Origin of the sequence: Brevundimonas vancanneytii (assembly GCF_901421975.1) — a bacterium.
GTDB lineage: Bacteria > Pseudomonadota > Alphaproteobacteria > Caulobacterales > Caulobacteraceae > Brevundimonas > Brevundimonas diminuta.
In genome coordinates this window covers 954762-980043 of record NZ_LR588407.1, presented here as the reverse complement: position 1 = coordinate 980043, position 25282 = coordinate 954762, and the positions used below count along the sequence as shown (strand labels likewise).

The window sequence follows — 25282 nt, the reverse complement described above, 5'->3', positions numbered from 1 at the left end:
ATCAAGTCCGAGGATGACGAAGAGCCATGATCATGAAAAAGGCCCAGTCGCGAGACCGAGCCTTTGTCTTTTAGTGATCGCCTTTCGGCGTCTCCATCAGTTCGATCAGCACCCCGCCCATCTCTTTGGGATGCAGAAACACCACCGGCGTCCCGTGCGCCCCGATGCGGGGTTCGCCCGTGCCCAGAATGGTCACGCCCTTGGCGCGCATCTCTGCGATGGCGGCGTGGATGTCGGCCACCTCGAAGCAGACGTGGTGCTGGCCGCCCTTCGGGTTCTTAGCCAGGAAGCCTGTGATCGGGCTGGTCTCGTCGAACGGCTCGATCAGCTCGATCTGGGCCGTCGGCGTGTCGATGAAGCAGACCTTCACCCCTTGGGCGGGCAGGTCGAACGGCTCGCCGATCTTCGTGGCGCCCAGAATATCGCGATACAGCTTGATCGACTCGGCGATGGAGGGCGTCGCGACGCCGACGTGGTTCAGATTGCCGATCACTTCTTCGTCTCCACAGGCACAGGCTGGGCATAGCCCAGGCGCTGGTTCAGCTTCTCGATCAGGTCAACCGCCGTCTCGGCGATGACCGACCCGGGCGGATAGACGGCCGCCGCGCCCATATCGAGCAGGGGCTGCACGTCCGACGGCGGAATAACCCCGCCGACCACCACCATGATGTCCGGGCGGCCCAGTTTCGCCAGTTCGGCGATCAGCTCAGGCGCCAACGTCAGATGCCCCGCCGCCAGCGATGAGGCGCCGACCGCATGGACGTTCTTCTCCACCGCGTCCTTGGCCGCCTCGGCAGGCGTCTGGAACAGGGAACCGGCCGTCACGTCGAAGCCGATGTCGCCGTATCCGGTGGCGACCACCTTCTGGCCCCGGTCGTGGCCGTCCTGCCCCAGCTTGGCGATCAGGATGCGAGGCGGGCCGCCGTCGTTCTCGACGAAGGCGGCGACCATTTCACGGGCGCGGGCGACCTTGGGATCGTTGCCCGCCTCCTTCGCATAGACGCCCGAAACCGTCTTCACCGTAGCGATGTGGCGGCCGAAGGCGGCCTCCAGCGCGTCGGAGATTTCGCCCACGGTGGCCTTGGCGCGAGCCGCCCGCACGGCCAGCTCCATCAGGTTCTCATTGCCGCGCGCACCCTCGGTCAGGGCGTCGAGCGCGGCTTGCGTCGCCGCCTCGTCGCGCTCGGCCTTCAGGCGTTGCAGCTTCTCGATCTGGCGGGCGCGCACCTCGGCGTTGTCGACCTTCAGCATCGGAATGTCGTCGACCACGGGGTTCAGATATTTGTTCACCCCCACGACCGTCTGCTGGCCCGTGTCGATGCGGGCCTGCGTCTTGGCGGCGGATTCCTCGATCCGCAGCTTGGGAATGCCCGCCTCGATGGCCTTGGCCATGCCGCCGTAGGCCTCGACCTCCTCCATCAGGGCGCGGGCCTTGGTCGCCAGCTCCTGGGTCAGGCGCTCGACGTAGAAGCTGCCGCCCCACGGGTCGATGACGCGCGTCAGGCCCGTCTCGGCCTGCGCCAGAATCTGGGTGTTCCGCGCGATCCGGGCCGAGAAGTCGGTCGGCAGAGCCAGCGCCTCGTCCAGGGCGTTGGTGTGCAGGCTCTGCGTCTGGCCGCCCGCCGCCGCCATGCACTCGACCATGGTGCGCGGCACATTGTTGAACACGTCCTGCGCCGCCAGCGACCAACCCGAGGTCTGGCAGTGGGTCCGCAGGGACAGCGACTTCGGATTGACGCCGCCTTCGCGCTTCACCGCCTCGGCCCACAGCAGGCGGCCGGCGCGCATCTTGGCCACCTCCATGAAGTAGTTCATGCCGATGGCCCAGAAGAAGCTCAGACGCGGCGCGAACCGGTCGATCTCCATGCCCGCCGCCTTGCCCGCGCGTAAGTATTCGATGCCGTCCGACAGGGTGTAGGCCAGCTCGATGTCCGCCGAGGCTCCCGCCTCCTGCATGTGATAGCCGGAGATGGAGATGGAGTTGAACTTGGGCGTTTCCTTCGCCGTCCATTCGAAGATGTCGGCGATGATCCGCATCGAGGGCGCAGGCGGATAGATGTAGGTGTTGCGGACCATGAACTCCTTCAGAATGTCGTTCTGAATGGTCCCGGTCAGCTTGGCGTGATCGACGCCCTGCTCCTCGCCCGCCACGACGTAGAGGGCCAGGATAGGCAGCACCGCCCCGTTCATGGTCATGGACACCGACATCTGGTCCAGCGGAATGCCGTCGAACAGGGTCCGCATGTCCAGAATGCTGTCGATGGCCACGCCCGCCATGCCGACGTCGCCCTTCACCCGCGGGTGGTCGCTGTCATAGCCCCGGTGGGTGGCCAGGTCGAAGGCGACCGACAGGCCCTTCTGACCGGCGGCCAGGTTGCGGCGATAGAAGGCGTTGGACTCCTCGGCGGTCGAGAAGCCCGCATACTGGCGGATGGTCCAGGGCGCGCCCGCATACATGGTCGGATAGGGCCCGCGCACGAAAGGGGCGAAGCCCGGCAGGCCGTGGATGAAGTCCAGCCCGTCCAGCGCATCCGGCCCATAGGCCGTCTCGACCGTCAGCCCCTCGGGCGTCGTCCACGCCGCGCGCTCCGGCCCGGCGCCGGTCGCGCCCAGATCAAGGGCGACCTTGGAGAAGTCAGGAAAACTCATTGGGCGGCCTCCTCGAAGGCGGCGGCGAAGCGCACGGGCGCCAGCGCCTCAAACGTCCCGATGGCGGCCATGGCGGGCGCGGGCGTCACCGGCGCGGTCCGCACGTCCGGGTCGACGAATTTGGTGACGCCGACGATCTGGGCGGCGCCGTCCCGATACGCCTTCTCGGCCATGTCGCGAGCGCGGGCGATGCGAGGCTGGATCACCCCGCCTTCCAGACAGGCGATCACGCCGCCTTCGGCCTCATAAACCTGGAACTCGGCCCACGCGGCCTCGGCCAGTTCGCGGGTGCGCGCGTCCAGATACCAGGAGCCGCTGGCCGGATCGTCGACACGGCCCAGATTGGACTCCTCCATCAGGATCAGTTGTGTGTTGCGCGCCTGACGTTTGGCGAAGTCGTCCGGCAAGCCCGCCGCGCGAGTGAAGCCGTCCAGCACCACCGCATCAGCCCCGCCCACGGCCCCGGCGAACCCGGCGGCGGTCAGGCGCAGCATGTTCGGCCACGGATCGCGCGCCGACAGCATCCGCCGCGACGAGCGCGCCTCGATGATCGCCGGAACCTCGGCGCCGAACGCCTTGGAGACGCTGGCCCAAATCAGGCGCAGCGCACGGATCTTGGCCAGGGAGTCGAAATAGGCCTGATCCACCGCGACGCCCAGCACGACGCCCTTCAGCGCCGCCTCAACCGACAGCCCCGCTTCAACGGCCGCCTTCACATAGGCCACGGCCGACGACGCGGCGAAGGCCAGTTCCTGGGCGATGGAGCCGCCCGCCTCATGCGCCACGCGGCCCGAGGCCATGAACAGCGTCGCCTCGGGATAGGTCGCGGCGTGGGTCGCCGCCGCCTTGGCCGTCTCGGCCATGATGCCCGCAAAGTCCGACGGCGCCCCGCCCGCCTCGGCATAGGCCGAGATCGGATCGAGGTGGAAGGCCAGCTTGGCGCGGGGCGAACCCTTGGCGGCCGCCGACAGGGCCTCCGCCGCCTTCACGCCCTCGAGCCCGGCGTCCAGCGCCACCGGCGCCAGTTCCAGCGCCACCCCGTCCAGCGCGCGCGCCAGCTTCGCAGCGTCCGACGCCGCCGGCCCGGCGATCAGGACGGAGGCCGCCCCGTTCTCCAGATCGGTCAAGATGGCGCGGTTGAGGGCATCGGCGTCCTCGCCCTCGTTCAGCGCCCGCACGTCCCACGCCCGGCCTTCGGAATCCGAGGGCCGGGGCGCGAACACCGGCTCGCCGCCGTTCGCCGCCCCATACAGAGGCTTCGTCGCCAGATGGTCCGCATCCAGATGGATGAGGCTCTCCAGCGGACGCTCCTTCAGCGCCTTGATAGCGGCTTCACGCCACTCCAGCGGGGTCGGGACGGCGAACTCACTCATTTACTCGAACTCCACCAGCACGTCGTCGGCGGCGACCGGGTCGCCGGCCTTGGCCTTGACCGCCTTCACCTTGCCGTCGCGCTCGGCCTTGAGGATGTTCTGCATCTTCATGGCCTCGATGATGGCCACGGTCTCGCCGGACTTGACCTCCTGGCCCGGGGTCACGGGGATGTCGACCACCAGACCCGGCATCGGCGACAGCACAAGCTTGGACGTATCCGCCGCCTGCTTCTCGGGCAGCAGGGCGTAGAGATGCGCCACGTCGGGACGCAGCACGCGCACCCGCGCCCGCGCCGCGCGGTGACGGATGTCGAAGCCGTCGGCGGCGCGCTTCACCTCGGCGGTGAAGGCGTCGTCGTCCAGCACAGCCTTGAACAGCGACAGGCCCGGACGCCATTCGATCTCGGACAGGGAGACGTCCTCGCCGTCGATGGCGACGATCAGGTCTTCGGCCTCGTCATAGCCGACCTCGACCTCATAGGCCGTCTTGTCGATCAGGACGGTCCAGTCGGTGCGCTCGCTGGGGTCGCCGTCCTGTTCGGCGATGACCTCATTCATGGCCACGGCCGAGGCGATCAGGATTTTCACCTGCTCAGGCGTCGGCGCCAAGCCGTGGAAGCCGTCGGGGAATTCGTCCTTGATGTAGCTGGTGGCCAGCTCGCCGGACTGGAAGCGTTCCTGATCCATGACCGCCGCCAGGAAGGGCACATTGTGGCCCAGCCCCGCCAGATGGGTGTCCTCCAGCGCGCGGGCCATGCCGCGCACGGCGTCGTCGCGCGTCTCGCCCCAGGCGCACAGCTTGGCGATCATGGGGTCGTAGAACATGCTGATCTCGTCGCCCTCGCGGACGCCCGAGTCATTGCGAACCGTATAGTCGCCCTGATCGCCCTCTTCCGGCTGCTCATAACGCACCAGACGGCCGATCGACGGCAGGAAGCCGCGATAGGGGTCTTCGGCGTAGATGCGGCTCTCGATGGCCCAGCCGTTGATCGACAGGTCGTCCTGCTTGATCGCCAGTTGCTCGCCCCAGGCCGAGCGGATCATCTGCTCGACCAGATCGACGCCGGTGATCAGCTCCGTCACCGGATGCTCGACCTGCAGACGGGTGTTCATCTCCAGGAAGAAGAAGGACTTGTCCTGACCGGCGACGAACTCGACCGTGCCGGCCGAGTCATAGTTCACCGCCTTGGCCAGGGCGACGGCCTGCGCCCCCATGGCGGCGCGTGTCGCCTCGTCCAGCAGGGGCGACGGCGCCTCCTCGATGACTTTCTGGTTGCGGCGCTGGATCGAGCATTCGCGCTCGAACAGGTGGATGACGTTGCCGTGCTTGTCGCCCAGCACCTGAATCTCGATGTGGCGCGGATCGACGATGAACTTCTCGAGGAAGACGCGGTCGTCGCCGAAGGCGTTCAGCGCCTCGGCCTTCACGGCGGCGAAGCCCTCGGCCATGTCGTCGTCCGAATGGGCGACGCGGATGCCCTTGCCCCCGCCCCCGGCCGAAGCCTTGATCATGACCGGATAGCCGATCTCACGCGCGATCTTCACCGCCTCGTCCGGCGTTTCGATCAGGCCCATATGGCCCGGCACGGTCGAGACGCCCGCCTCTGCGGCGAACTTCTTGGACGTGATCTTGTCGCCCATGGCGTCGATCGCCTCGGGGTTCGGCCCGATGAAGGCGATGCCCTCGGCCTTCAGCCGACGCGCAAACCCGGCGTTTTCAGACAGGAAGCCGAAGCCGGGATGCACGGCCTGCGCCCCCGTCTGCTTCACGGCGTCCACGATCCTGTCCTGGATCAGATAGGACTGGGCGGCGGGCGACGGGCCGATGTGGACGGTCTCGTCCGCCATCTCGCACGCCAGCGACCCGGCGTCGGCGTCGGAGTAGACGACCACCGTCTTGATGCCCATGCGACGGCAGGTCTTGATGACGCGAACAGCAATTTCGCCGCGGTTGGCGATCAGAATTTTATCGAACATTTCTGGGCCTTACAGCGGGATGTTGTCGTGCTTCTTCCAGGGATTTTCCTGGGTCTTGTTCTTCAGCGTCTTCAGCGCCTTGATCAGGCGACGGCGGGTGCCGTGGGGCATGATGACGTCGTCGATGTAGCCGAGCCCAGCCGCCACGAAGGGGTTGGCGAAGCGTTCCTTGTATTCGGCCTCGCGCGCGGCCAGAGCCTCGGGGTCGCCGGCCTCTTTACGGAAGATGATCTCGACCGCACCCTTGGCGCCCATGACCGCGATCTCGGCGGTGGGCCAGGCGTAGTTGACGTCGCCGCGCAGGTGTTTGGAGCTCATGACGTCATAGGCGCCGCCATAGGCCTTGCGCGTGATGACCGTCAGCTTGGGCACGGTGGCCTCGGCATAGGCGAACAGCAGCTTGGCGCCGTGCTTGATCAGAGCGCCGTACTCCTGCTTCGTGCCCGGCATGAAGCCCGGCACGTCGACGAAGGTCACCAGCGGGATGTGGAAGGCGTCGCAGAAGCGCACAAAGCGCGCGGCCTTGCGGCTGGAGTCGATGTCCAGCACGCCCGCCAGCGTCTGGGGCTGGTTGCCGACGATGCCGACCGGCTGGCCGTCCAGACGGCCGAAACCGCAGATGATGTTCTTGGCGAAGTCGGCGCCGATCTCGAAAAAGTCGGCCTCGTCGACCGTCTTCAGGATCAGCTCCTTCATGTCATAGGGCTGGTTCGGATTGGCCGGGACCAGAGTGTCCAGCGAGGCCTCATCGCGATCCGGCTCGTCATAGGTTTCGCGAACCGGCGGCGTCTCGCGGTTCGACAGCGGCAGGAAGCCGATCAGGCGGCGCACCTCCGACAGGGCCTCCAGATCGTTCTCGAAGGCGCCGTCGGCGACCCCGGACTTGCCCGCATGGACGCGGGCGCCGCCCAGGTCCTCGTGGCTGACCACCTCGTTGGTGACGGTCTTCACCACGTCGGGGCCGGTCACATACATGTAGGAGGTGTCCTTCACCATGAAGATGAAGTCGGTGATGGCGGGCGAATAGACGTCGCCGCCCGCGCACGGGCCCATGATGACCGAAATCTGCGGGATGACGCCCGAGGCCAGGGTGTTCTGCAGGAAAATGTCGGCGTAACCGGCCAGCGATTCCACCCCTTCCTGAATGCGCGCGCCGCCTGCGTCGAACAGGCCGATGATCGGCGCGCCGGCCGTCAGGGCCATCTTCTGAATCTTGACGATCTTGGCCGCGTGGGCGCCCGACAGCGAGCCGCCGAACACGGTGAAGTCCTTGGAGAAGACATAGACCAGACGGCCGTTGATCGTGCCGCGTCCGGTGACGACGCCGTCGCCGGGGATGCGCTGCTCGGCCATGCCGAAGTCGTGGCTGCGATGCTCCACGAACATGTCGGTCTCTTCGAAGGAGCCTTCGTCCAGCAGGACGCCGATGCGTTCGCGGGCGGTCAGCTTGCCCTTGGCGTGCTGGCTGGCGATGCGCTTCTCGCCCCCGCCCAGCTTGGCGGCGGCGCGACGGCGCTCGAGTTCCTCGAGGATGGCCTGGCTCATGGTTGGAGCGACTCCCTGACTTCGTTCAGGGTCCAACAAGCCGCTTCATCGCAAAAAGGCAATCGCAACTTTGCAAAAGGCCTCCAAGTGCGTAAGCCTGCCAAGGCAGACAGGCGTTTTTGCAAAGTTGCAATGCCCGACCATCATGGCTGAAAAACTCTACCTCGGGACCAAGGTCCGCAAGCTGCGCGAGGCGCGCGGCTGGACGCTGGAGCAGTGCGCCGGGCGGCTGGCGCTGTCGCCGTCCTATCTGTCGCAGATCGAGACCAACCAGCGCCCGGCCACGGCGCGGGTGCTGATCGCCCTGACGCGCGCCTTCGACGTGGACGCCAGCCTGTTTGATCTGGACGGCGACGCCCGCCTGATCGCCGACCTGCGCGAGGCGACCACCGACGTCGCGGGCCACGCCGAGGCGCCCACGGCGGGCGAGCTCAAACAGGCGGCCATGAACGCGCCCCGGCTGGCGCGGCAGTTCCTGGCCCTGCACCAGGACTATCGCCGTCTGGACGAGCGGCTGAAGACGCTGAACGAGACGCTGGGCCGCGACGAACACGCCGCCGACGCCGCCCCCGCCCTGCCCTATGAGGCGGTGCGCGACTTCTTCCACTATCGCGACAACTACATCGACGCCCTGGACCGGGCGGCCGAGGATCTGGCCGCGCGGCTGAACCTGGGCGACGGCGTCCATCCGGAGCGCGAGCTGGAGGCCGCCCTCAACGACCTGTGCGGCGTGCGCGTCGCCACGGGTCAGGGGCGCGGCGCCATGCGGCGCTTCGATCCGGGCGCGCGCATCCTCCATGTCGACGCCAGCCTGCCGGGCGCCACCCGCGCCTTCCAGATGGCGCATCAGCTGGTTCGCTTGCGGTTCGAAGACCTGATCGAGCACGAACTGGACCGCGCCGCCTTCGACATTCCCGCCGCGCGCGACGTGTGCCGGGTCGGTCTGGCCAACTATGCAGCGGGTGCGCTGCTGCTGCCCTATCGCGCGTTTCTGGAGGCGGCGCGGGAGCTGCGGCACGACGTGGACCGCCTGCGCAACCGCTTCCACGTCAGTTTCGAACAGGCCTGCCACCGATTGAGCACGCTACAGAGGCCCGGCTGGCGCGGCGTGCCCTTCTACTTCGCGCGAGTGGACATGGCCGGCAACATCACCAAGCGGCACAGCGCCACGCGCTTCCAGTTCGCCCGCTTCGGCGGCGCCTGCCCGTTATGGAACGTCCATGAGGCGTTCAGCGCGCCGGACCGCATACTAGTCAATCTGTCGGAGATGCCCGACGGCGCCCGCTACGTCTGCATCGCCAAGAGCGTGTCCAAGCCGGGCGGGTCGTTTCTGGAGCCGGATCGCCGCTATGCGCTGGGACTGGGGTGCGAGATCGAGCACGCGGCCCAGTTGGTCTATGCGGACGGGCTGGACCTGAACGGCCCGCCGACGCGCATGGGGGTGAACTGCCGCATCTGCGAACGGACGGACTGCACGCAAAGGGCGTTTCCGCCGATCGACCGGACCCTGGCCGTGCCGGAGAATGAGCGGGGGGTGATCCCGTATACGCTGAGCTGACCCTCTCCCCACGCAAGGCAGGGAGAGGGAAAATCAGCGTCAGCCCATCGTCGGGATGACGAAGCTCGAGTCCGCGTGCTCCAGATCGCTGTCCGGCCAGCGGGCGGTCACGGTCTTGGTCTTGGTCCAGAAGCGGACGCCTTCCATGCCGTGCTGGTTGATGTCGCCGAAGGCCGAACGCTTCCAGCCGCCGAACGAGTGATAGGCCACCGGCACCGGGATCGGCACGTTGATGCCGACCATGCCGACGTTGACGCGGGCGGCGAAGTCGCGGGCCGCGCGGCCGTTCTGGGTGAAGATGGCGACGCCGTTGCCGTACTGGTGCTTGCTCGGCAGGCTCAGCGCCTCCTCGAAGCTGGCGGCGCGCATGATCTGCAACACGGGGCCGAAGATCTCTTCCTTGTAGGATTCCATCTCGGGCTTGACGTGGTCGAACAGCGACGGGCCGATGAAGAAGCCCTTCTCGTGGCCCTGCAGGCTGAACTCGCGACCGTCGACGACCAGTTCGGCGCCTTCTTCCACGCCCTTGTTGATCCAGCCCAGAACCTTGTCCTTGTGGGTCTGGGTGACGACGGGGCCGTAGTGGGCCTCGGCGTCGGTCGAGACGCCGACGCGCAGGTTCGGGATTTCCGAGACCAGACGCTCGCGCAGTTCATCGGCGGTGCGTTGACCGACCGGCACCACCACCGGCAGGGCCATGCAGCGCTCGCCGGCCGAGCCGTAGGCCGCGCCGGTCAGATCCTTGATGACCTGATCCATGTCGGCGTCGGGCAGGACGATGCCGTGGTTCTTGGCGCCGCCCATGGCCTGAACGCGCTTGCCGTGGGCCGCGCCCTTCTGGAACACATAGTGGGCGATGTCCGACGAACCGACGAAGCTGACGGCATGGATCAGCGGATGTTCAAGAATGGAGTCGACCGCCACCTTGTCGCCGTGGACGACGTTCAGCACGCCCTTGGGCGCGCCCGCCTCCATCATCAGTTCGCCCAGACGCACCGGCAGGGACGGGTCACGCTCGGACGGCTTCAGGATGAAGGTGTTGCCCGCGGCGATGGCCACGCCGAACATCCACATCGGGATCATGCCGGGGAAGTTAAACGGGGTGATGCCCGCCACCACGCCCAGCGGCTGGCGCATGGAATAGACGTCGATGCCCGGACCGGCGCCATAGGTGTATTCGCCCTTCGAGGCGTGCGGGATGCCGCAGGCGAACTCGATCACTTCCAGACCGCGCTGGATGTCGCCCTTGGAGTCGGCGATGACCTTGCCGTGCTCGCTGGACAGCAGTTCTGCCAGTTCGTTCATGTTCGCCTCGACCAGGCGCTTGAACTCGAACATGACGCGGGCGCGGCGCTGCGGGTTGGTCGAGGACCAGCCTTCAAAGGCGGCCTGCGCCGACTGGACCGCGCGATCCAGTTCCGACGGCGTCGCCAGCTGGACGCGGGCCTGAACCTCGCCGGTGTTGGGGTTGAAGACGTCGCCGAAGCGACCCGATGCCCCATCAAAAGCCGCACCGTCGATGAAGTGGCGAATATCGCGCATTGAACGTCTCTCCCGATGATTATGGTTCTTCGTGAGCCTGCCCTAGCAGAGCGGGCGGGTCAGGCCCATTGCAATCTTGCAGGTGATGATGTGCATATCTGCACATGTTCGACTGGGATGATCTGAGAGTGTTTCTGGCGGCCGCGCGCGCCGGGTCTCTGGCCACGGCGGCGCAGCGGCTGGGCGTGGACGCGGCCACCGTCGGGCGGCGCGTGGCCCGGCTGGAGACGGCGCTGAAGTCGACCCTGCTGGTGCGCTCGGCCGCCGGACTGCACCTGACGGCCACGGGCGCCCAGCTGCTGGAGCGGGCGCTGGACGCCGAAAGCGCGATGGAAGCCGCCGGGCGCGTCACCCAGCCCGACCTGATCGCCGGCGCCGTGCGGATCAGCGCGTCGGAAGGCTTCGGCGGGGCGGTGCTGGCCCCCGCCCTGCCCGGCCTGCTGGCCGCGCATCCGGGGCTGAACGTCGAACTGGCGGCCAGCTCCGGCTTCCTGTCGCCCAGCCGCCGCGAGGTGGACATGGCCATCACCCTCAGCCCCGCCGCTGGGCCGCGTCTGATCGTCGAGCCGCTGACCACCTATCAGCTGGCGCTCTACGCCGCGCCGGAATACCTGAAACGTCACGGCGCGCCCGACACCATCGACGACCTGAACCGCGTCGACATGGTCGGATACGTCGACGACCTGATCTATGCGCCCGAGTTGCATTATCTGGACGAGATCCGCCCGCACCTGCGTCCCCGCCTGGCTTCATCCTCCATCCGCGCCCAACGGGACATGGTGGCGGCGGGCGGCGGCATCGGCGTCCTGCCCTGCTTTCTGGCGGAGGGACTGACGCGCGTTCTTGCGGACGCTGTGCTGATCGAGCGGCGCTTCTGGCTCAGCACCCACCGCGAGGTCCACGGCACGGCGCGGCTGAAAACGGTCCGGCGCTGGATCAAAGCCCTGTGTCAGGATCAGGTCAGCCGCCTCGCCCCCTTGCCCGCGACCACGCCGAGACGCGCCGAAGGGTGACTATATTTTACATTTTACATTGCTCTAAAGCCCAGCATCCGGGGCTATGACTCCAGCGTTCTCCTCGGAGCTGCGTAACAAGTATGAAGATCGCGATATTAGATGACGATCCCGTCCAATTGGAGTTCGTCTCCGAGGTCGTCCAAGACGCCGGGTATCGCGCCACTCTGTTTTCGCGCGGCCAGGCGCTGATCTCCGCCCTGCGCAAGGACACCTTCGACATGCTGATCGTCGACTGGAACCTGCCGGACCGTTCGGGTCTGGAGGTGCTGGCTTGGGCGCGCACCAATCTGAAGCCCGCCCCGCCCATGCTGCTGGTCACCAGCCGCGCCGAGGATGAAGACGTGGTCGCAGGCCTGGACGCCGGGGCCGACGACTACCTGCCCAAGCCCCTGTCCAAACCGGTGCTGGCGGCGCGGATCAACGCTCTGATCCGTCGCGCCTACGCCCAACCGACGACGCCGGGCGTCGAGGTCTATGACGGCTTGTCCTTCCACGAGTCCGCCGGGTCCGTGACCCGCGACGGCCAGCCAGTCGCTCTGACGGCCAAGGAATACGCCCTGGCCCTGCTGCTGTTCCGCAACCTGCACCGGGCGCTGTCGCGGACCTATATTCTGGAGACGGTGTGGGGCAATGAGCCGGACCTGAACAGCCGTTCGCTGGACATGCACATCTCGCGTATCCGCAACAAGCTTGAGCTGCGGCCCGAGCGAGGCTTCCGCCTGACCCCCATTTACAGCTACGGATACCGCCTTGAGCGCGTCGCGGGGGCAGAACCCGGCCAGGACGCCTGAATGAAGACGCAGGTGGCGAAATGAAGACGGATTGGGCGGCGGCCCTGGCGATCGCAGCGATGCTGGCCGCAGGAAGCGCCGTCGCACAGACTTCGGCCGCCCCGCCCGCTGCCCGGACGGCCGCCTCCGTCGAGACCCTCGACTATGTCGTCCAGCGCGGCGACACCCTGATCGACCTGGCGACCGCCTACATGCACCGGCCGCTCGACTATCGCCGAGTTCAGCGCGAGAACCGGGTCGCCAATCCGCGTCGCCTCGCCATCGGTCGCACCCTGGCCCTGCCCGTCGATCTGCTGCGCGCCGATCCGGACGAGGCGCGCATCGCCGGCTTTCGCGGCGCGGCGACCCTGAACCAGGACGGCCGCTCCGCCGCCCCCGCACCCGGCCAGACCGTGCGCGAAGGCGCCGTTCTCACCACCGGAGCCAACGCCTTCGTCCGCCTAGCCCTGTCCGACGGCAGCCATGTGGTCGTGCCCTCCAACAGCCGCGTGCGGGTCAGCCGCCTGCGCCGCTACGCCATCAACGGCGCCGTCGATCACGCCCTGACGGTCGAGGCGGGCCGCGCCGAGTCGCGCGTCACGCCCCGGCGCCGTCCCGGCGGCTTCGCCATCCGCACCCCCGTCTCGGTCTCGGCCGTGCGCGGCACCGACTTCCGCGTCTCCTTCGACGATGACGCCGACCGCTCGAGCACCGAAGTGCTGGAAGGCGCCGTCGCCATCGCCTCGGGCCAGGCCGAAACCCTGGCCGCCGCAGATCAGGGCGTCAGCGCCGCCGCCGGCGCTGTTCGCCTGCTGCCCCTGCTGCCCGCGCCCGCCCTGGCCCGCCCCGACGCGCCGCAAACCCAGGCCCAGGTCGCTTTCGACATCCAGCCCCTGCCCGGCGCCGAACGCTATCGCGGCCGCGTCGCCCAGGACGCCGGCATGATCGAGGCCTTCTCCGAGGCCGACAGCGCGCCCGGCGGCCCCCTGGTCTTCGGCGAGATGGAGGAAGGCGCCTTCTTCCTGCGCCTGACCGCCCTGTCGCCCGAGGGACTGGAGGGCAAGTCCACCACCTACAGCTTCATCCGCGCCCGCAACGGCGTCGGCGGCCTGGCCTCGGCCCTGGACCAGCGCGACCGCCGCCGCTTCTACCGCTTCCGCTGGGAGGCCGAGGGCGTCGGCGCGGCGACCTTCCGCTTCCAGCTTTGGCGCGAGGCCGAGGACGGAACCGTCGACGGCCCCCTGCTGGTCGACCAGCCCGGCCTGACCGACGAGGCCTTCACCCTCAGCGACCTGCCGCCGGGCGTCTACAGCTGGCGGGTGCAGGGCGCGCGCCATCGCTTCGGCCGTCTGCTGGAAGCCTGGTCCGAACCGCAACAGCTCCGCATCGGACGATAGCGCCGTGCCCGCGCCCTCAGGGCCGAAAGGCGGCTGGAGAGGCTGGCTCGGCGCCCGCTTGACCGGCCGTCGCGCCCTGGTCGAATGGGGGCTGGTGGCGACGCTGTCCGCCCTGCTGGTCGGCTGGATGGCGCTGACGCCCGCCGCCGACGGCGCCGACCACCTGATCTATGACGCCCTGATGCGGGCCGAGGCGGGACCGGCCGACGAAGACATCGTCATCATCGCCATCGACGACCGCAGCCTGGAAGCCCTGGGCCAATGGCCCTGGCCGCGCGACCTGCACGCCCGGCTGATCGACCGCCTGACCCAGGCGGGCGCGGGGCCTGTCGCCTACGACGTCCTGTTCACCGAAGCCTCGCAGCAAGACGACGCCCTTGCCGCCGCCCTGGCCCGCAACGGCCAGGTCCGCCTGCCCGTGGTGCTGGACGCCCCCGGCCTGAACGGCGCCGCCTATCGCGAAGACGCCCCCGCGCCCGGCCTGACCGAGGCGGCGGCGGGTCTGGGCCACGTCAACCTGACGGTCGACGACGACGGCGCCGTGCGCCGCCTGCCCCTCTATCTTCAGGCGGGCGAGCGGACCTGGCCGCACCTGATCCTGCCCCTGGCCGCCGCCAAGGGCGCCGTTCCTGCGCCGCCCGCGCCGCATGAGGGCGGCGACCTGTTCGCCGCGTCGCCGGAAGCCCTGATCTATCGCGGCCCGCCCGGCGCCTTCCGCACCCTGTCCTTCGCCGACGTGCTCAGCGGCGAGACGCCCGCCGCCTTCCTGAAGGACAGGCTGGTGCTGGTCGGGGCGACGGCGCCGGGTCTGGGCGACCGTTACGCCACCCCGGCCACGCCCCACGGCGAACTGCGTCCCGGCGTCGAGGTGCAGGCCGCCCTGCTCCAGACCCTGATCGAGGGCGGCGGCCCGCGCAGCCTGTCGCCCGCCTGGGTGCTGATCCTGTCCCTGCTGCCGCTCGGCCTGCTGGTCGCCGGCTTCCTGGTGCTGCGTCCGGCCGCCAACATGGCCCTGGGCGCCGGGCTGATCGTCGTGACGTTGATCGCCGCCGCGACCGCCTTCCTCGCAGGCGGCCTGTGGCTCCCGCCCTCGGCCGCCGTAGCTGGCTTGGCCCTAGCCTATCCCCTGTGGAGCTGGCGCCGCCTGGCCGCAGCCTCGGCCTATATGCAGAGCGAGGTCGAGGCCTTCGAGCGCGACGGCGTGCGCCTGACCGGCCGCGCCCAGGGCGGCGACGTGGTGGCCCGTCAGGTGGACGCCCTGCGCGCCGCCGTGCGTCAGGTGCGCGATCTGGAGCGCTTCATCTCCGACGCCCTGCGAAGCCTGCCCGACGCCACGGTCGTGGCCGACCCGCACGCCCGCATCATCCTGTCCAACGACCGGGCCGAGGCCCTGTTCGGCGACCGACTGAGGGACGACGCCGACCTGCCCCTGCTGTTCCGGTCCCTGGGCGAACCGGCCTGGCGCCGCTTCCTCGATCCCGAGGGCGATCCCGGCGACATCACCACGCCCGACGGCCGCATCCTGAAGGCCGCCGCCGCCCTGCTGACCGACGCCGAGGGGCAGCCGGTCGGCCATATCGTGCGCTTCGCCGACATGACCCGTTTCCGCGCCGCCGAGCGCCAGCGCGCCGAGGCCCTGCAACTGCTCAGCCACGACATGCGCGCGCCTCAGGTGTCGATCCTGACCCTGCTGGACGGCCCCGCCCCGCGCCTGGACCCCATGGTCGAGCGCCGCATCGCCGACTACGCCCGCCAGACCCTCGACCTCGCCGAAGGCTATGTTCAACTGGCCCGCGCCGAGAGCCAACCCTATCGCTCCGAGCTGCTGGACCTGGGCCAGATCGCCATGGACGCCGCCGACATCCTGTGGCCCCAGGCGTCGAAGAAAGGCGTCCGCATCCTGACGCCCGACGGCGAGGAAGAGTTCCTGGTCCAGGGCGACCCCGCCCTGTTGCGCCGCCTGACCACCAACCTTCTCGACAACGCCCTGAAATACGGCCCGGCGGGCGGCGCTATCCAGGTCAGCCTGACCGGGGCCGAGGAAGACGGTCGCCCGGTCTGCGTCCTCGGCGTCAGCGATCAGGGCCCTGGTCTGTCGGAAGAGGCCGCGCGTCGTTTGTTCCAGCCCTTCGGCCACGGCGGCGCCGATCATCGCGGCGCGGGTCTGGGCCTCGCCTTCGTCCGCACCGTCGCCGAACGCCACGGCGGAACCATCCGCCACCAGCCCGGATCGCCGGGCGCGACCTTCATCCTGACCCTGCCCAGGATCGCGGAAGAGGAATGAAGCTGCGGGCGGTCGGCCCTAGTCCGCCGCGTCCAACTGCGCCACCGCCGCCTTGGCCAGCAGGCCCGGCGCGGTTTCGGCCTGACGCCGTCCCAGGATCGCCACCGCCGAGGCGCGATAGGCCCCCGCCTCATTCCCCGGCCCGGTCAGGATCACCGTCAGGCTGTGCGTCTGGCGACCCTGGCTCCACCATTGCGGCAGGCGCGGCGCATCGGTCCACTCGCCCTGGCGCGCATCGACGTCGGTGAAGACGCCGGTCTTCTGAGGCCGCACCGCATAGGCCGTCTCGACCCGCCAGGCGGACTTATCGTCCACCTCGCGCCAGCCGCGCGCCGCCAGCGCCTGACGCACGGCCTCGGCCGCCGCGCGGTCGGCCTCGCTCGGCGCCTCGGCCTCAAGCAGGCGATAATCAGTCACGTTCGCGGGCACGGCGGCCGACAACTGCGTCTCGACGCGCGGCGTAGAAGCGCAGCCCGCCAGGACGGCCGCGCTGACCAGGGGAAGAGCCAGACGAGAGATCATGGCTGCGATACCTGCCCCGCCGCGCCCTCCAAGTCCACAACGGACGATTCCAACGGGACCGAAAAGCGCTCCGGCCTAGCCCCCGGACGCCAGCGCGCCCGTCACGCCCAGCGTCCCGTCCGCGTTCTCGACCACGCCCAGTTCCTCGATGCGCGCCCCGTCCTGCTCCAGCACGGCCAGCCAGCCGAAGGCCTGCGCCGTCGTCACGCGATCCAGCCGGACGCCCAGCCGCCCGCCCTCGGACATGCCCAACGTCGGCTGCACCCCCGCCGCCGAAGCGGTAGAGGCGACCAGAGCCTGCAGATCGACCGCCTCAGCCGGTCGCGCGCCGCGCTGGATCACGGCCGTCTCGACCTGCGTCAGTCGCCGCTCGGCGGCGACGCGGGCGCGCGCCTGATCGGCCTGCCAGCCGTCCAGCGGCCGCACCACGCCCAGCCAGCCGACGACGCCCAGCACCAGCGCCCCCATGACCGCCAGCATCCGCCGCTCGCGCAGCGACCGACCGTCCCACCAGGCGGCGACGGAAGAGAACAAGGCCTTCATCGGGCGCCTCCGATCGTGAGCGTGCTGACCATGCGCCCGCCTTCCTCGGCCGAGGTTTCGTCGACCACCGCCAGACCGGCCTCGGCCAGATCGGCGCGCACGGCGTCCAGATCATTGAACGTCGGATGGGCCAGGGTGACGCGCAGCCCCTCGCCGCCCAGGGTCGCGTCGTCCAGTTCCGCGCCCGGCACGCGCTCGACGGCGGCGAAGACGGCGGCCATCGCGCGCGCGGTCCCGCCCGGCGGCGGCCCGGCGTCGAGACGACGCAGAGCCTCCGGCGCCGGATCGTCCGCCGTCGCCAGTTCAGGATAGAGCTTCACCGCCCCCGCCCGAGCGCCGGCCTCAGCGCGATCGGCCGCCGCACGGTCGCGCAACCCTTCGGCCGCTATCAGGATCAGGGGCGAGACCAACAGCGCCGCCGCCAGACCCGCCGCCAGCCGCCAGTCTTTGGCCGCCTGTCCCCGCTCGCGCCGGTCGTGGACCTGCAACAGGTCGAGCGGGGCCGCCATCGCCCCCGCCGCCAGGGCCGCGTCCAACGCCTCGCCTTCCAGCCAGGTCAAAGAACGCCCGGCCGCAACCGCCTCCGCCAGATCCGGCTGGACCGTCACGGCGAAGGCCGGGCCGCGCAGCGCCACGTCGGCCCCTGCCTGTGCGGCCGTCAATGTCCCCGCCTCCAGCGGTGCGGGCAGGCACAGATTGTCCGGCACGACGGCCTCGGGCCGGATGTCGAAGGTCTCCATCCAGCGCAGCCAGGCCTGCAACAGCTTGGCCGACACCGCCGCCGTCAGGCGCGGGCCGCCATCGACCGGCGCAACGCCCAGAGCCACGTCCAGCCCCTCGACCTCGCCCGCCGCCTGATCGCGCAAGGCCCAGCGCGCCGCGGCGCGGGCCTGGGCCGCATTGCCCGGGGGCAGGTCCAGCCAGCGCGTCATGACGTCCGCGCCGGGGGCCACGGCGATGGTGCGCATCGACGGCGGCGCTTCGGCCTGATGCGGGTCCAACTCGCCGCGTCCGACGACACGGCCCTCGCGATCGACCAGCAGGAAACGCGCCGCCAGGGTCGCGTGGGTCGGGATGAACAGGATGCGGGCGTGGCTCATTCTTCCATGCTCATTCTTCAGGCGTCCAGCGACGGATGACGGTGCGCGCCGCGCCGTCGGGCGCGACGTGGATCAGGGCGGTGCGGACGGCGCGGGCGTCGCCATGCTCGATCTCGACCCTCAGGTCGAAGTAACGGGTGGCCAGGGTGATCTGGCCCTTGGCCTCTTCGTCGACGACCACGCCCGACAGGGCGGGTTGGGCCCAGAAGGCGTCGGGGCTGCTCCAACCCGTCGCAGGACGCGCGGCGATGGCCGCCTTGGCCGCGTTCAACCCGACCACGCCCCGGCTGATCGCGACCAGCAGAACGGCGTCCTGCGGCTCCAGCGTATTCACATTCAGGGGCGACAATCGCGCCTCCGGCAGGGCGCATAGATGCGGCCTCAACCGGCGATAGAGGGCGTCGTCCACCCCCGCCACGGCGCGCAGTTCGCTGACCTCGGCCAGCATGACCCCGCCAGTGCGATACGGCGTCGGACGGCTGGCGTAGGCGGCGTCCTCCGCCCCCTGCGCCGAAACCTCGTCGTCGCCGTCCATCCAGTCGGTCAGGGCCGCCGCGACCGCCGACATCCGCCCGCGCGGCAGGCCCAAAGCGGCGCCGAGCGCGATGAACTGCGCCGCCCCTTCGGGCCGGGCGATCAGATCCTCGCCCTGCCCCAGCGCCAGACTGTTCAGGTTGAAACAGGCCTGACCGTCGCGGATCACCGCCCGCCCCTCGCCCTCTTCCAGCGGCAGGGCGAAGACGCGGCCGTTCCATTGCGGCTGCAACGGCGTGCGCGCCGGATCGGCGCGCACCAGATCGGACAGCCGCCGCCGCGCCAGCGCCTCCGCCCCCGCCGCATAGGCTTGCGCCTGCGCCTGGCTCTCGGCGTTGGTGGTGCGGCGCACGGAAAAACGCACGTCGTCCAGCAGCACCACGCACAGCGCCGCCATCACCGCCACCAGCAACAGGACGGTCAACAGGGCCATGCCCCGACGATCGCGCGCGCCTTCCTTCATGCGGCTGCGACCAGAAACAGCTGCTCGACCGAGCCGAAGCCGTCCAGCGTCAGCGTCACCCGCACGGCGTCCGGCAGGGGCCGGTCGCTGCTGGCGGAAAAGGCAGGCGCCTCGGACCCGTTCTGGATGAAGGCGACGCGCACCTCTGTCACCCCGCGATACAGCACCTGCGGCGGCCCGGCCCGCGCACCGTCCAGATAGGGCGCCACGCGGCGCTCCAACCGATCCTCCACCAACCGGTATTCAACCCTTTGAACCGAGGCGCGCGGCGCGGCGTCCGGGTTGCTCCAGCCGCTGCGGGCCAGCACCAGCAGGGGATCGCCCGGTCGTTGCGGCCCCATGATCGCCTGAGGCACCGGACGCCCCGTCGGCCCGCGCACCCGCCGCGCCGTCGCCTGCGCCAGATCGGCGCGCAGCAGAGCGCGGGTGCGTTGCAGCGCCGCCACCCGCTCCGCGTTGGCCTTCACCGCGAACCGCGTCTCAATCGACTGGCCCAGCACCAGCGCGCCTGCCCCCGCCAGAAGGGCGAAGATCAGCAGGGCGATCATGACCTCGACCAGTGTAAACCCTTGTCGATTTGTTGCGCTATCGCTCACGCCACGGGCGCTCGCTGCTTGAGCACATTTTAGGACGCTATCGCTCGCCGCACAGCGGCTCGCTGCTTGAGCGGGTTGGCACCACGCCTTCATGCGCCCGCCGCCCGGAACAGCACACGCTCGGCGGCTTGTTCTTCATCGGCGAAGACGCGTACGTCGATACGGCCGACGCCGGGCATGTCGGTCGCGCTGACCACCCGCACCCAACGCCATTCGCGCCCGCCCAGCGACGCTTGCCCCGACGTGCTGCCGCTGGGCAGATCGCGCGCGATCATCGCCTCGGCGGCCACATTGTCAGCGACGACGCCGCCCAGCGTCCGCGTCTCGACCCGCGCCGCCGAGCGGGTGCTCTCGCCCGACAGGTTCAGCAACGCCATCGCCGCCAGACCGAACACGGCCAGCGCCACAAGACACTCGATCAGGGTGAAGCCCGCGCGGGGCGCTCCCTCACTCATGGATCGTCACCTCGCCCGCGCCGTCGATGGCGACGGTGACGGCCTGGCCCTCGCGCTCCAGCCGCACGCTGGCGGCGTCGGCGCCGCCGGTGGGGTCGAACACGGCGCGGGCGGGCGCGGCGACGGCGACGCCCTCCCCCCATGCCTTCGGCGCCAGAACGCCCGTCAGCGGCGTCCAGACGGCGCCGTCGAAGCTCTCGAAGCCATAGCCCGCCGCATCGGCGCGCAGGGCCACCGGGCGGTTGGTCATCACCGCCTCCTCGCGCGCCAGCGTCAGGCGCGCGGCGAACCGCTCGGCCTCGACCGCCAGCGTCGGGCGCGGGTCCGGCATGGACAGCAGCACCGCCCCCGCCGCCACGCCGATGATGGCGATGACCACCATTAACTCGACGAGGGTGAAACCTTGTCGTGCGCCAACGCTCGCCGCGCGGCGGCTCGCTGCTTCAGCGCGTTTGGGCGTTCCCACGGCTACCGAACCGGCCGGGCGAGAGAGCGCTTCAGCCCTGCCAGTTGCCGATGTCGGCGTCATTCCCATCGCCCCCTTCCTGGCCGTCGGCGCCGAAGGACCAGATGTCGAACTGGCCGCCATGGGCGCTGCGGCGGCGGTACTGATAGGGATTGCCCCACGGGTCTTCCGGCAGGCGGCGGACATAGCCGCCCTGGCGATAGCGTTCCGGCCGCGCCAGATCGGCGGGCGGCGCCGTCAGGGCCTTCAGCCCCTGCTGGTCCGTCGGGAAGGCCAGGTTGTCGAGGCGATAGGTCTCCACCGCCTGCTCCAGCACCGAGATGTCGGCCCGCGCCTTGCCGACCATGGCCTTGTCTTGACTGGGCAGGACATTGATCGCCACCACCGTCGCCAACAGGCCGATGATGACGATGACGACCATTAACTCGACAAGGGTGAACCCTTGTCGTGCGCTACCGCTCGCCGCGCGGCGGCTCGCTGCGTGAGCGCGTTGGGCGCGCGTTTGGGCGACATGGCGCAGACGTCGGGCGAAGGTCTTGAACATCAATGCCTCTCTCACCCCAGAGCCAGGGTGTTGATCTGAAGAATGGGAAGCAGGATCGACAGCACGATCACGGCGACGATCCCGCCCATGACCACGATGATCGCCGGCTCCAGCAGGCTGAGCATCACGGCGGTGAAGTTGGAGAATTCGCGTTCCAGATAATCGGCCGCGCGCTCCAGCATGGGCTCCAGCCGACCGCTGCTTTCGCCGGATGCGGTCATGTAGACGAGGATGGGCGGGAACACCTCGGCGCGGCGCATGGCGGCCGACAGGCCACCGCCCTCGCGCACCGCCTCGGCCATCTGTTCGGTGGCGCGGCGCAGGGCGCGGTTGGAGACGGTGCGGGCGGTGATGGTCAGCCCCTCCAGCACCGGCAGGCCCGCCGCGATCATGGTCGACAGGGTGCGGGCCATGCGCGCGCCGTGCAGGTCGCGCGTCAGCCGCCCGACTAGAGGCAGCCTCAGCACCCAGGCGTCCAGCTTCAGCCGCACCGCCTCGCGCCGCCGCGCGATCAGCCCCGCGCCGACCACGGCCGCAAGGATCAGCGCCATCAGCCAGCCCCAGTCGCGCATCAGGTCCGACAGGCCGATGACCAGCCGCGTCAGCAGCGGCAGGGTCTGGCCCATGCTGTCGAACTGATCGACCACCTTGGGCACGATATAGGTCATCATGGCGACGATGACGCCCAGCGCCACCACCGCCAGCACGCACGGATAGACCAGCGCCGTCAGCACCTTGCCGCGCACGACCTCGTCCCGCTCCAGCCCGTCGGCCAGCCGTTCGAGAATGGGCTGAAGCGCGCCCGACTGCTCGCCCGCCGCCGTCATGGCGCGATACAGCGGCGGAAAGGCCGCGCCCTGCTGGCCCATGGCGTCGGACAGGCGCCGCCCCTCGATCACCCCGGCGTGGACGCCTTCCAGCACGCGGCGCACGTTCGGCCGATCCGCCTGAAGCATCAAATTGCGCAGCGCCTCTTCCAGCGGAGAGACGGAAATCAGCGTCGCCAGTTGCCGCGTCGTCAGCGCCAGCGCCTTGGGCGACAACCGCCCGGCCTTGCCGGATGTCGTCGCAGCGATCGCGCCCGAACGACCCGGCGACAGTTGCAAGGGCGCCAGTTGTCGTTTCGCCAGCGCCTTGCGCGCGGCGGCCTCGTCGGCGGCGGTCACGGAGCCGCTGACCGTCCGCCCGGCGGCGTCGGCGGCGATGTAGTCAAAGGCCGCCATCAGGCCGCGACCTCTTCGGCGGCGGTTTCCTGACGCGCCACGCGCAAGGCTTCCTCGACCGAGGTGACGCCTTCCAGCACCAGCGTCCGCGCCCGGTCGGCCAGCGTCCCGCCGCGCGCGAAGGCGGCGTCGAACACCACGTCCTCGTCGGCGCCCGAGGCGATCAGGCGACGCACCTTCTCGTCCACCGTCAGCGTCTCATAAAGCCCGATGCGGCCGACATAGCCGGTCGAGCCGCAATCGGCGCAGCCGTGCGGCCGCCAGACGCGCGCGCCTTCCTCAGCCCCGATCAGCCGCGCCGTCGCCTTGTCCGCCGTCTCCTCGATCCGGCAGTGCGGGCACAGGCGCCGCACCAGGCGTTGCGCCACCACCAGCCGCAGGGTCGAGGCCAGCAGGAAGGGCTCGACCCCCATGTCGCGCAGGCGCGTCACCGCCCCGGCCGCGTCATTGGTGTGAACCGTCGACAGCACCAGATGGCCGGTCAGCGACGCCTGAACGGCGATGGCCGCCGTCTCCGTGTCGCGAATTTCGCCGACCATGACCACGTCGGGATCCTGACGCAGGATGGCGCGCAGACCGGCGGCGAAGGTCATGCCGACCTTGGGGTTGACCTGCGTCTGGCCCACGCCCTCCATGGCGTATTCGACCGGGTCTTCGACCGTCAGTATGTTGCGCGAGCCGTCGTTCAGCAGCGACAGCCCGGCATAGAGGCTGGTCGTCTTGCCCGAGCCGGTCGGCCCGGTGACCAGGATGATGCCGTTCGGCTCGGCCAGCGCATGGCGGAAGGCCTCCAGCGCGGCCGGGTCCATGCCCAGCCGGTCCAGCGTCAGCCCGGCCTGATCCTTGTCCAGAATGCGCAGCACCACCCGCTCGCCCGCCCGCGACGGCAGGGTCGAGACGCGCACGTCCAGCGACTTGCCGCCCAGCGTCAGGGGGATGCGCCCGTCCTGGGGCTTGCGCTTCTCGGCGATGTCGAGCCGCGCCATGACCTTGATGCGCGACACCAACAGGGGCGCAACGCGCGGGTTCAGGCTCAGCGCCTCGCGCAGCACCCCGTCCACCCGCATCCTCACCAGCAGCCGCGTCTCATAGCTTTCCAGATGCACGTCCGAGGCGCCGATGCGGGCGGCCTCGGCGATGACGCCGTTGATCAGACGGATGACCGGCGCGTCGTCCGTGGCGTCCAGCAGGTCCGCCGCCGCCGGGATGTCGTCCACCAGACTGTCGAGGCCCACCGGCAGGGACAGGTCGTCGCCGTCGGCGGCCGTCAGTTGCTCGCCCGCATAGACTTCCGACAGCTTGCGGTCGAAGGCGGCGGCGCTCAGCGGCGTCGCCTCCAGCGGACGGCCCAGCGCGCGGCGCGCCTCGACCAGGGCCAGAGGGTCGGCGCCCTCGCGCACCCCGACCGCCATCACCTCGCCCGCCGCCAGCAGCAGGACGCCGTGGGTCTTGGCGAAGCCGTAGGGCAGACGCGGATCGACGACGGTGATCACCGGGCGGCCCCCGCCACAGGCGGCAGCGGTTGGGCCGCGACCGGCGCCACGGGGGCGATGACCAACGGCTCGCCCACTGCCGGAGCCGCAGGCGGCTGGACCTGCATATAGTCGCGCAGCAGGGCGTCCAGGCTCGGCTCGCGATCGGGATGAACCCTCTGCTGCTCGCCGCGCATATAGCCCCAGCGATCCGTCGCCAAACCCTGCGCGTCCGCCGTCGTGCGCAAGATGGTCGGGCGCAGGAAGACCATCAGATTGGTCCGTCCCCGCTCGCGGCTGGTCGAGCGGAACAGGACGCCTACGCCCGGAATGTCGCCCAGGCCGGGCACCTTGCTCGTCTCCAGCCGGTCGTTCTGATCCAGAAGGCCGCCCGCCACGGCGATGTCGCCGTCATCGACGACCAGCGTCGTCTCCAGCTCGCGCTTGTCCAGGATCAGGTCGTTGGCGCCGCTGGTCAGCAGGCCGTTGATGCTCGACACTTCCTGCCTCAGCGTCAGGGTGATGGAGCCGCCCGCATTGATCTGGGGCCGCACCGTCAGGCGCACCCCGATGTCCTTGCGCTCGGTCGTGGTGAAGGGGTTGGAGTTGCCGTCCAGAATGGTCTGGCCAGTGGTGATCGGCACCTCCTGCCCGACCAGGAAGGTGGCCTCTTCATTGTCCAGCGTCATGATCGACGGGGTCTGCAGGAGGTTGGAGCCCGCGTCCGTCTTGGCCGCATTGATGATGAAGCCGAACAGGCCGTCGCCCCATTTGCCGCCCGCCCCGCCGACGAAGCCGTTGGCGCCCAGCAGGCTGTTCAAGGCCAGGTTCTGCAGCCGTTCGCGCAGGGGATCGTCCTTGTCGAGCTGCCCTGCCGCCGCCCCGCCCGCGATGGGAACCAGCGGCGCCGCACGGTCGGAATAGTTGGTCAGGCCGACGCCCTGCTCGCCCGCCATCAGCCACTGCACGCCCAGATCGCGCACGGCCTTGTCGCTCAGCTCGACGACGATGGCCTCGATCAGCACCTGCTGACGGCGCACGTCCAACTGGCGGATCACCTCGGTCAGGGTGCGTTGCAGGTCCGCCGGGCCGGAGATGACCAGGGCGTTGGCGCCGGGGAAACGGGCGATGGTGGCGCGCTGGCCGGTGGCGGTCACGGTGGTCGAGCCGATCGACCCGCTGTCGGCCTCGCCCGTCGTGGTCAGGCCGCCCTGCCCCATGCCGCTGGTCGTATTGGTCGCCCCCCGTGCGGG

22 protein-coding genes are annotated in these 25282 nt (G+C 69.7%); 5 read left to right on the top strand and 17 right to left on the bottom strand.

What is annotated here, in order from left to right; genetic code table 11:
• Positions 1–70: 70 nt before the first annotated feature.
• The 5 genes from mce to FGL25_RS04730 are packed head-to-tail and all read right to left on the bottom strand — an operon-like array spanning position 71 to position 7544.
• Positions 71–493, bottom strand: coding sequence for a methylmalonyl-CoA epimerase (gene mce, locus FGL25_RS04750; RefSeq protein ID WP_003165579.1), 423 nt, complete (start codon positions 491–493; stop codon positions 71–73).
• The gene (gene scpA, locus FGL25_RS04745) at positions 490–2649 is read right to left on the bottom strand and encodes a methylmalonyl-CoA mutase (protein WP_138141090.1); all 2160 of its coding nucleotides are present in this window, start codon (positions 2647–2649) and stop codon (positions 490–492) included. Before scpA ends, mce begins: the two co-directional genes overlap by 4 nt.
• Complete coding sequence (locus FGL25_RS04740) at positions 2646–4022, bottom strand: methylmalonyl-CoA mutase family protein (protein WP_138141089.1); 1377 nt, start codon at positions 4020–4022, stop codon at positions 2646–2648. The genes scpA and FGL25_RS04740 overlap by 4 nt, the downstream gene beginning before the upstream one ends.
• Positions 4023–5999 (bottom strand): acetyl-CoA carboxylase biotin carboxylase subunit, encoded by a 1977-nt coding sequence (locus FGL25_RS04735; protein ID WP_088410001.1) that lies wholly within the window; start codon positions 5997–5999, stop codon positions 4023–4025.
• Positions 6000–6008: 9 nt separating this feature from the next.
• Positions 6009–7544: an acyl-CoA carboxylase subunit beta gene (locus FGL25_RS04730; RefSeq protein WP_087140222.1), complete on the bottom strand. Its 1536-nt coding sequence runs from the start codon at positions 7542–7544 to the stop codon at positions 6009–6011.
• Positions 7545–7689: 145 nt separating this feature from the next.
• On the opposite strand from FGL25_RS04730, the gene FGL25_RS04725 reads away from it, so the two are divergent.
• A complete protein-coding gene (locus FGL25_RS04725; protein ID WP_138141088.1) occupies positions 7690–9102 on the top strand; it encodes a short-chain fatty acyl-CoA regulator family protein in 1413 nt (470 codons plus the stop codon).
• Between the two features lie 39 nt (positions 9103–9141).
• Here the strand turns inward: FGL25_RS04725 and FGL25_RS04720 are convergent, their stop codons facing one another.
• Positions 9142–10644 (bottom strand): CoA-acylating methylmalonate-semialdehyde dehydrogenase, encoded by a 1503-nt coding sequence (locus FGL25_RS04720; protein ID WP_003165585.1) that lies wholly within the window; start codon positions 10642–10644, stop codon positions 9142–9144.
• Between the two features lie 104 nt (positions 10645–10748).
• Between FGL25_RS04720 and FGL25_RS04715 the strand changes: the two genes are divergently transcribed.
• From FGL25_RS04715 to FGL25_RS04700, 4 genes are all read left to right on the top strand, one after another.
• Positions 10749–11657, top strand: a complete 909-nt coding sequence (locus FGL25_RS04715) for a LysR family transcriptional regulator (RefSeq protein WP_138141087.1) — start codon at positions 10749–10751, stop codon at positions 11655–11657.
• A gap of 83 nt (positions 11658–11740) precedes the next feature.
• Entirely contained in the window at positions 11741–12451 is a 711-nt protein-coding gene (locus tag FGL25_RS04710; RefSeq protein ID WP_088410005.1) for a response regulator transcription factor, read from the top strand.
• 20 nt (positions 12452–12471) lie between these two features.
• Positions 12472–13827, top strand: a complete 1356-nt coding sequence (locus tag FGL25_RS04705; RefSeq protein ID WP_138141086.1) for a FecR domain-containing protein — start codon at positions 12472–12474, stop codon at positions 13825–13827.
• 58 nt (positions 13828–13885) lie between these two features.
• Positions 13886–16111: a CHASE2 domain-containing protein gene (locus tag FGL25_RS04700; protein WP_252970030.1), complete on the top strand. Its 2226-nt coding sequence runs from the start codon at positions 13886–13888 to the stop codon at positions 16109–16111.
• Between the two features lie 18 nt (positions 16112–16129).
• Here FGL25_RS04700 and FGL25_RS04695 read toward each other — a convergent pair whose 3' ends face one another.
• From FGL25_RS04695 to FGL25_RS17330, 11 genes are all read right to left on the bottom strand, one after another.
• Positions 16130–16633, bottom strand: a complete 504-nt coding sequence (locus FGL25_RS04695) for a hypothetical protein (RefSeq protein WP_138141084.1) — start codon at positions 16631–16633, stop codon at positions 16130–16132.
• 75 nt (positions 16634–16708) lie between these two features.
• Positions 16709–17176, bottom strand: coding sequence for a type II secretion system protein GspM (gene gspM, locus FGL25_RS04690; protein ID WP_138141083.1), 468 nt, complete (start codon positions 17174–17176; stop codon positions 16709–16711).
• The gene (gene gspL / locus FGL25_RS04685; RefSeq protein WP_138141082.1) at positions 17173–18276 is read right to left on the bottom strand and encodes a type II secretion system protein GspL; all 1104 of its coding nucleotides are present in this window, start codon (positions 18274–18276) and stop codon (positions 17173–17175) included. The genes gspM and gspL overlap by 4 nt, the downstream gene beginning before the upstream one ends.
• A 10-nt stretch (positions 18277–18286) precedes the next feature.
• Positions 18287–19243, bottom strand: a complete 957-nt coding sequence (gene gspK, locus FGL25_RS04680; protein WP_252970029.1) for a type II secretion system minor pseudopilin GspK — start codon at positions 19241–19243, stop codon at positions 18287–18289.
• Positions 19244–19269: 26 nt separating this feature from the next.
• The gene (gene gspJ / locus FGL25_RS04675; protein ID WP_252970028.1) at positions 19270–19869 is read right to left on the bottom strand and encodes a type II secretion system minor pseudopilin GspJ; all 600 of its coding nucleotides are present in this window, start codon (positions 19867–19869) and stop codon (positions 19270–19272) included.
• A gap of 89 nt (positions 19870–19958) precedes the next feature.
• The gene (gene gspI / locus FGL25_RS04670) at positions 19959–20324 is read right to left on the bottom strand and encodes a type II secretion system minor pseudopilin GspI (RefSeq protein WP_125899663.1); all 366 of its coding nucleotides are present in this window, start codon (positions 20322–20324) and stop codon (positions 19959–19961) included.
• On the bottom strand, positions 20317–20853 hold the full coding sequence (locus FGL25_RS04665; RefSeq protein ID WP_290125513.1) for a GspH/FimT family pseudopilin: 537 nt from the start codon (positions 20851–20853) through the stop codon (positions 20317–20319). The genes gspI and FGL25_RS04665 overlap by 8 nt, the downstream gene beginning before the upstream one ends.
• Positions 20822–21334 carry a type II secretion system major pseudopilin GspG gene (gspG, locus tag FGL25_RS04660; RefSeq protein WP_436835249.1) on the bottom strand — a complete coding sequence of 171 codons (513 nt, stop codon included), beginning with the start codon at positions 21332–21334 and terminating at the stop codon, positions 20822–20824. Before gspG ends, FGL25_RS04665 begins: the two co-directional genes overlap by 32 nt.
• Before the next feature lie 11 nt (positions 21335–21345).
• Positions 21346–22557 (bottom strand): type II secretion system inner membrane protein GspF, encoded by a 1212-nt coding sequence (gene gspF / locus FGL25_RS04655; RefSeq protein ID WP_138141078.1) that lies wholly within the window; start codon positions 22555–22557, stop codon positions 21346–21348.
• Complete coding sequence (gspE, locus tag FGL25_RS04650; RefSeq protein WP_138141077.1) at positions 22557–24050, bottom strand: type II secretion system ATPase GspE; 1494 nt, start codon at positions 24048–24050, stop codon at positions 22557–22559. The genes gspF and gspE overlap by 1 nt, the downstream gene beginning before the upstream one ends.
• A complete protein-coding gene (locus FGL25_RS17330; protein ID WP_252970026.1) occupies positions 24047–25249 on the bottom strand; it encodes a secretin N-terminal domain-containing protein in 1203 nt (400 codons plus the stop codon). Before FGL25_RS17330 ends, gspE begins: the two co-directional genes overlap by 4 nt.
• Positions 25250–25282 lie beyond the last annotated feature (33 nt).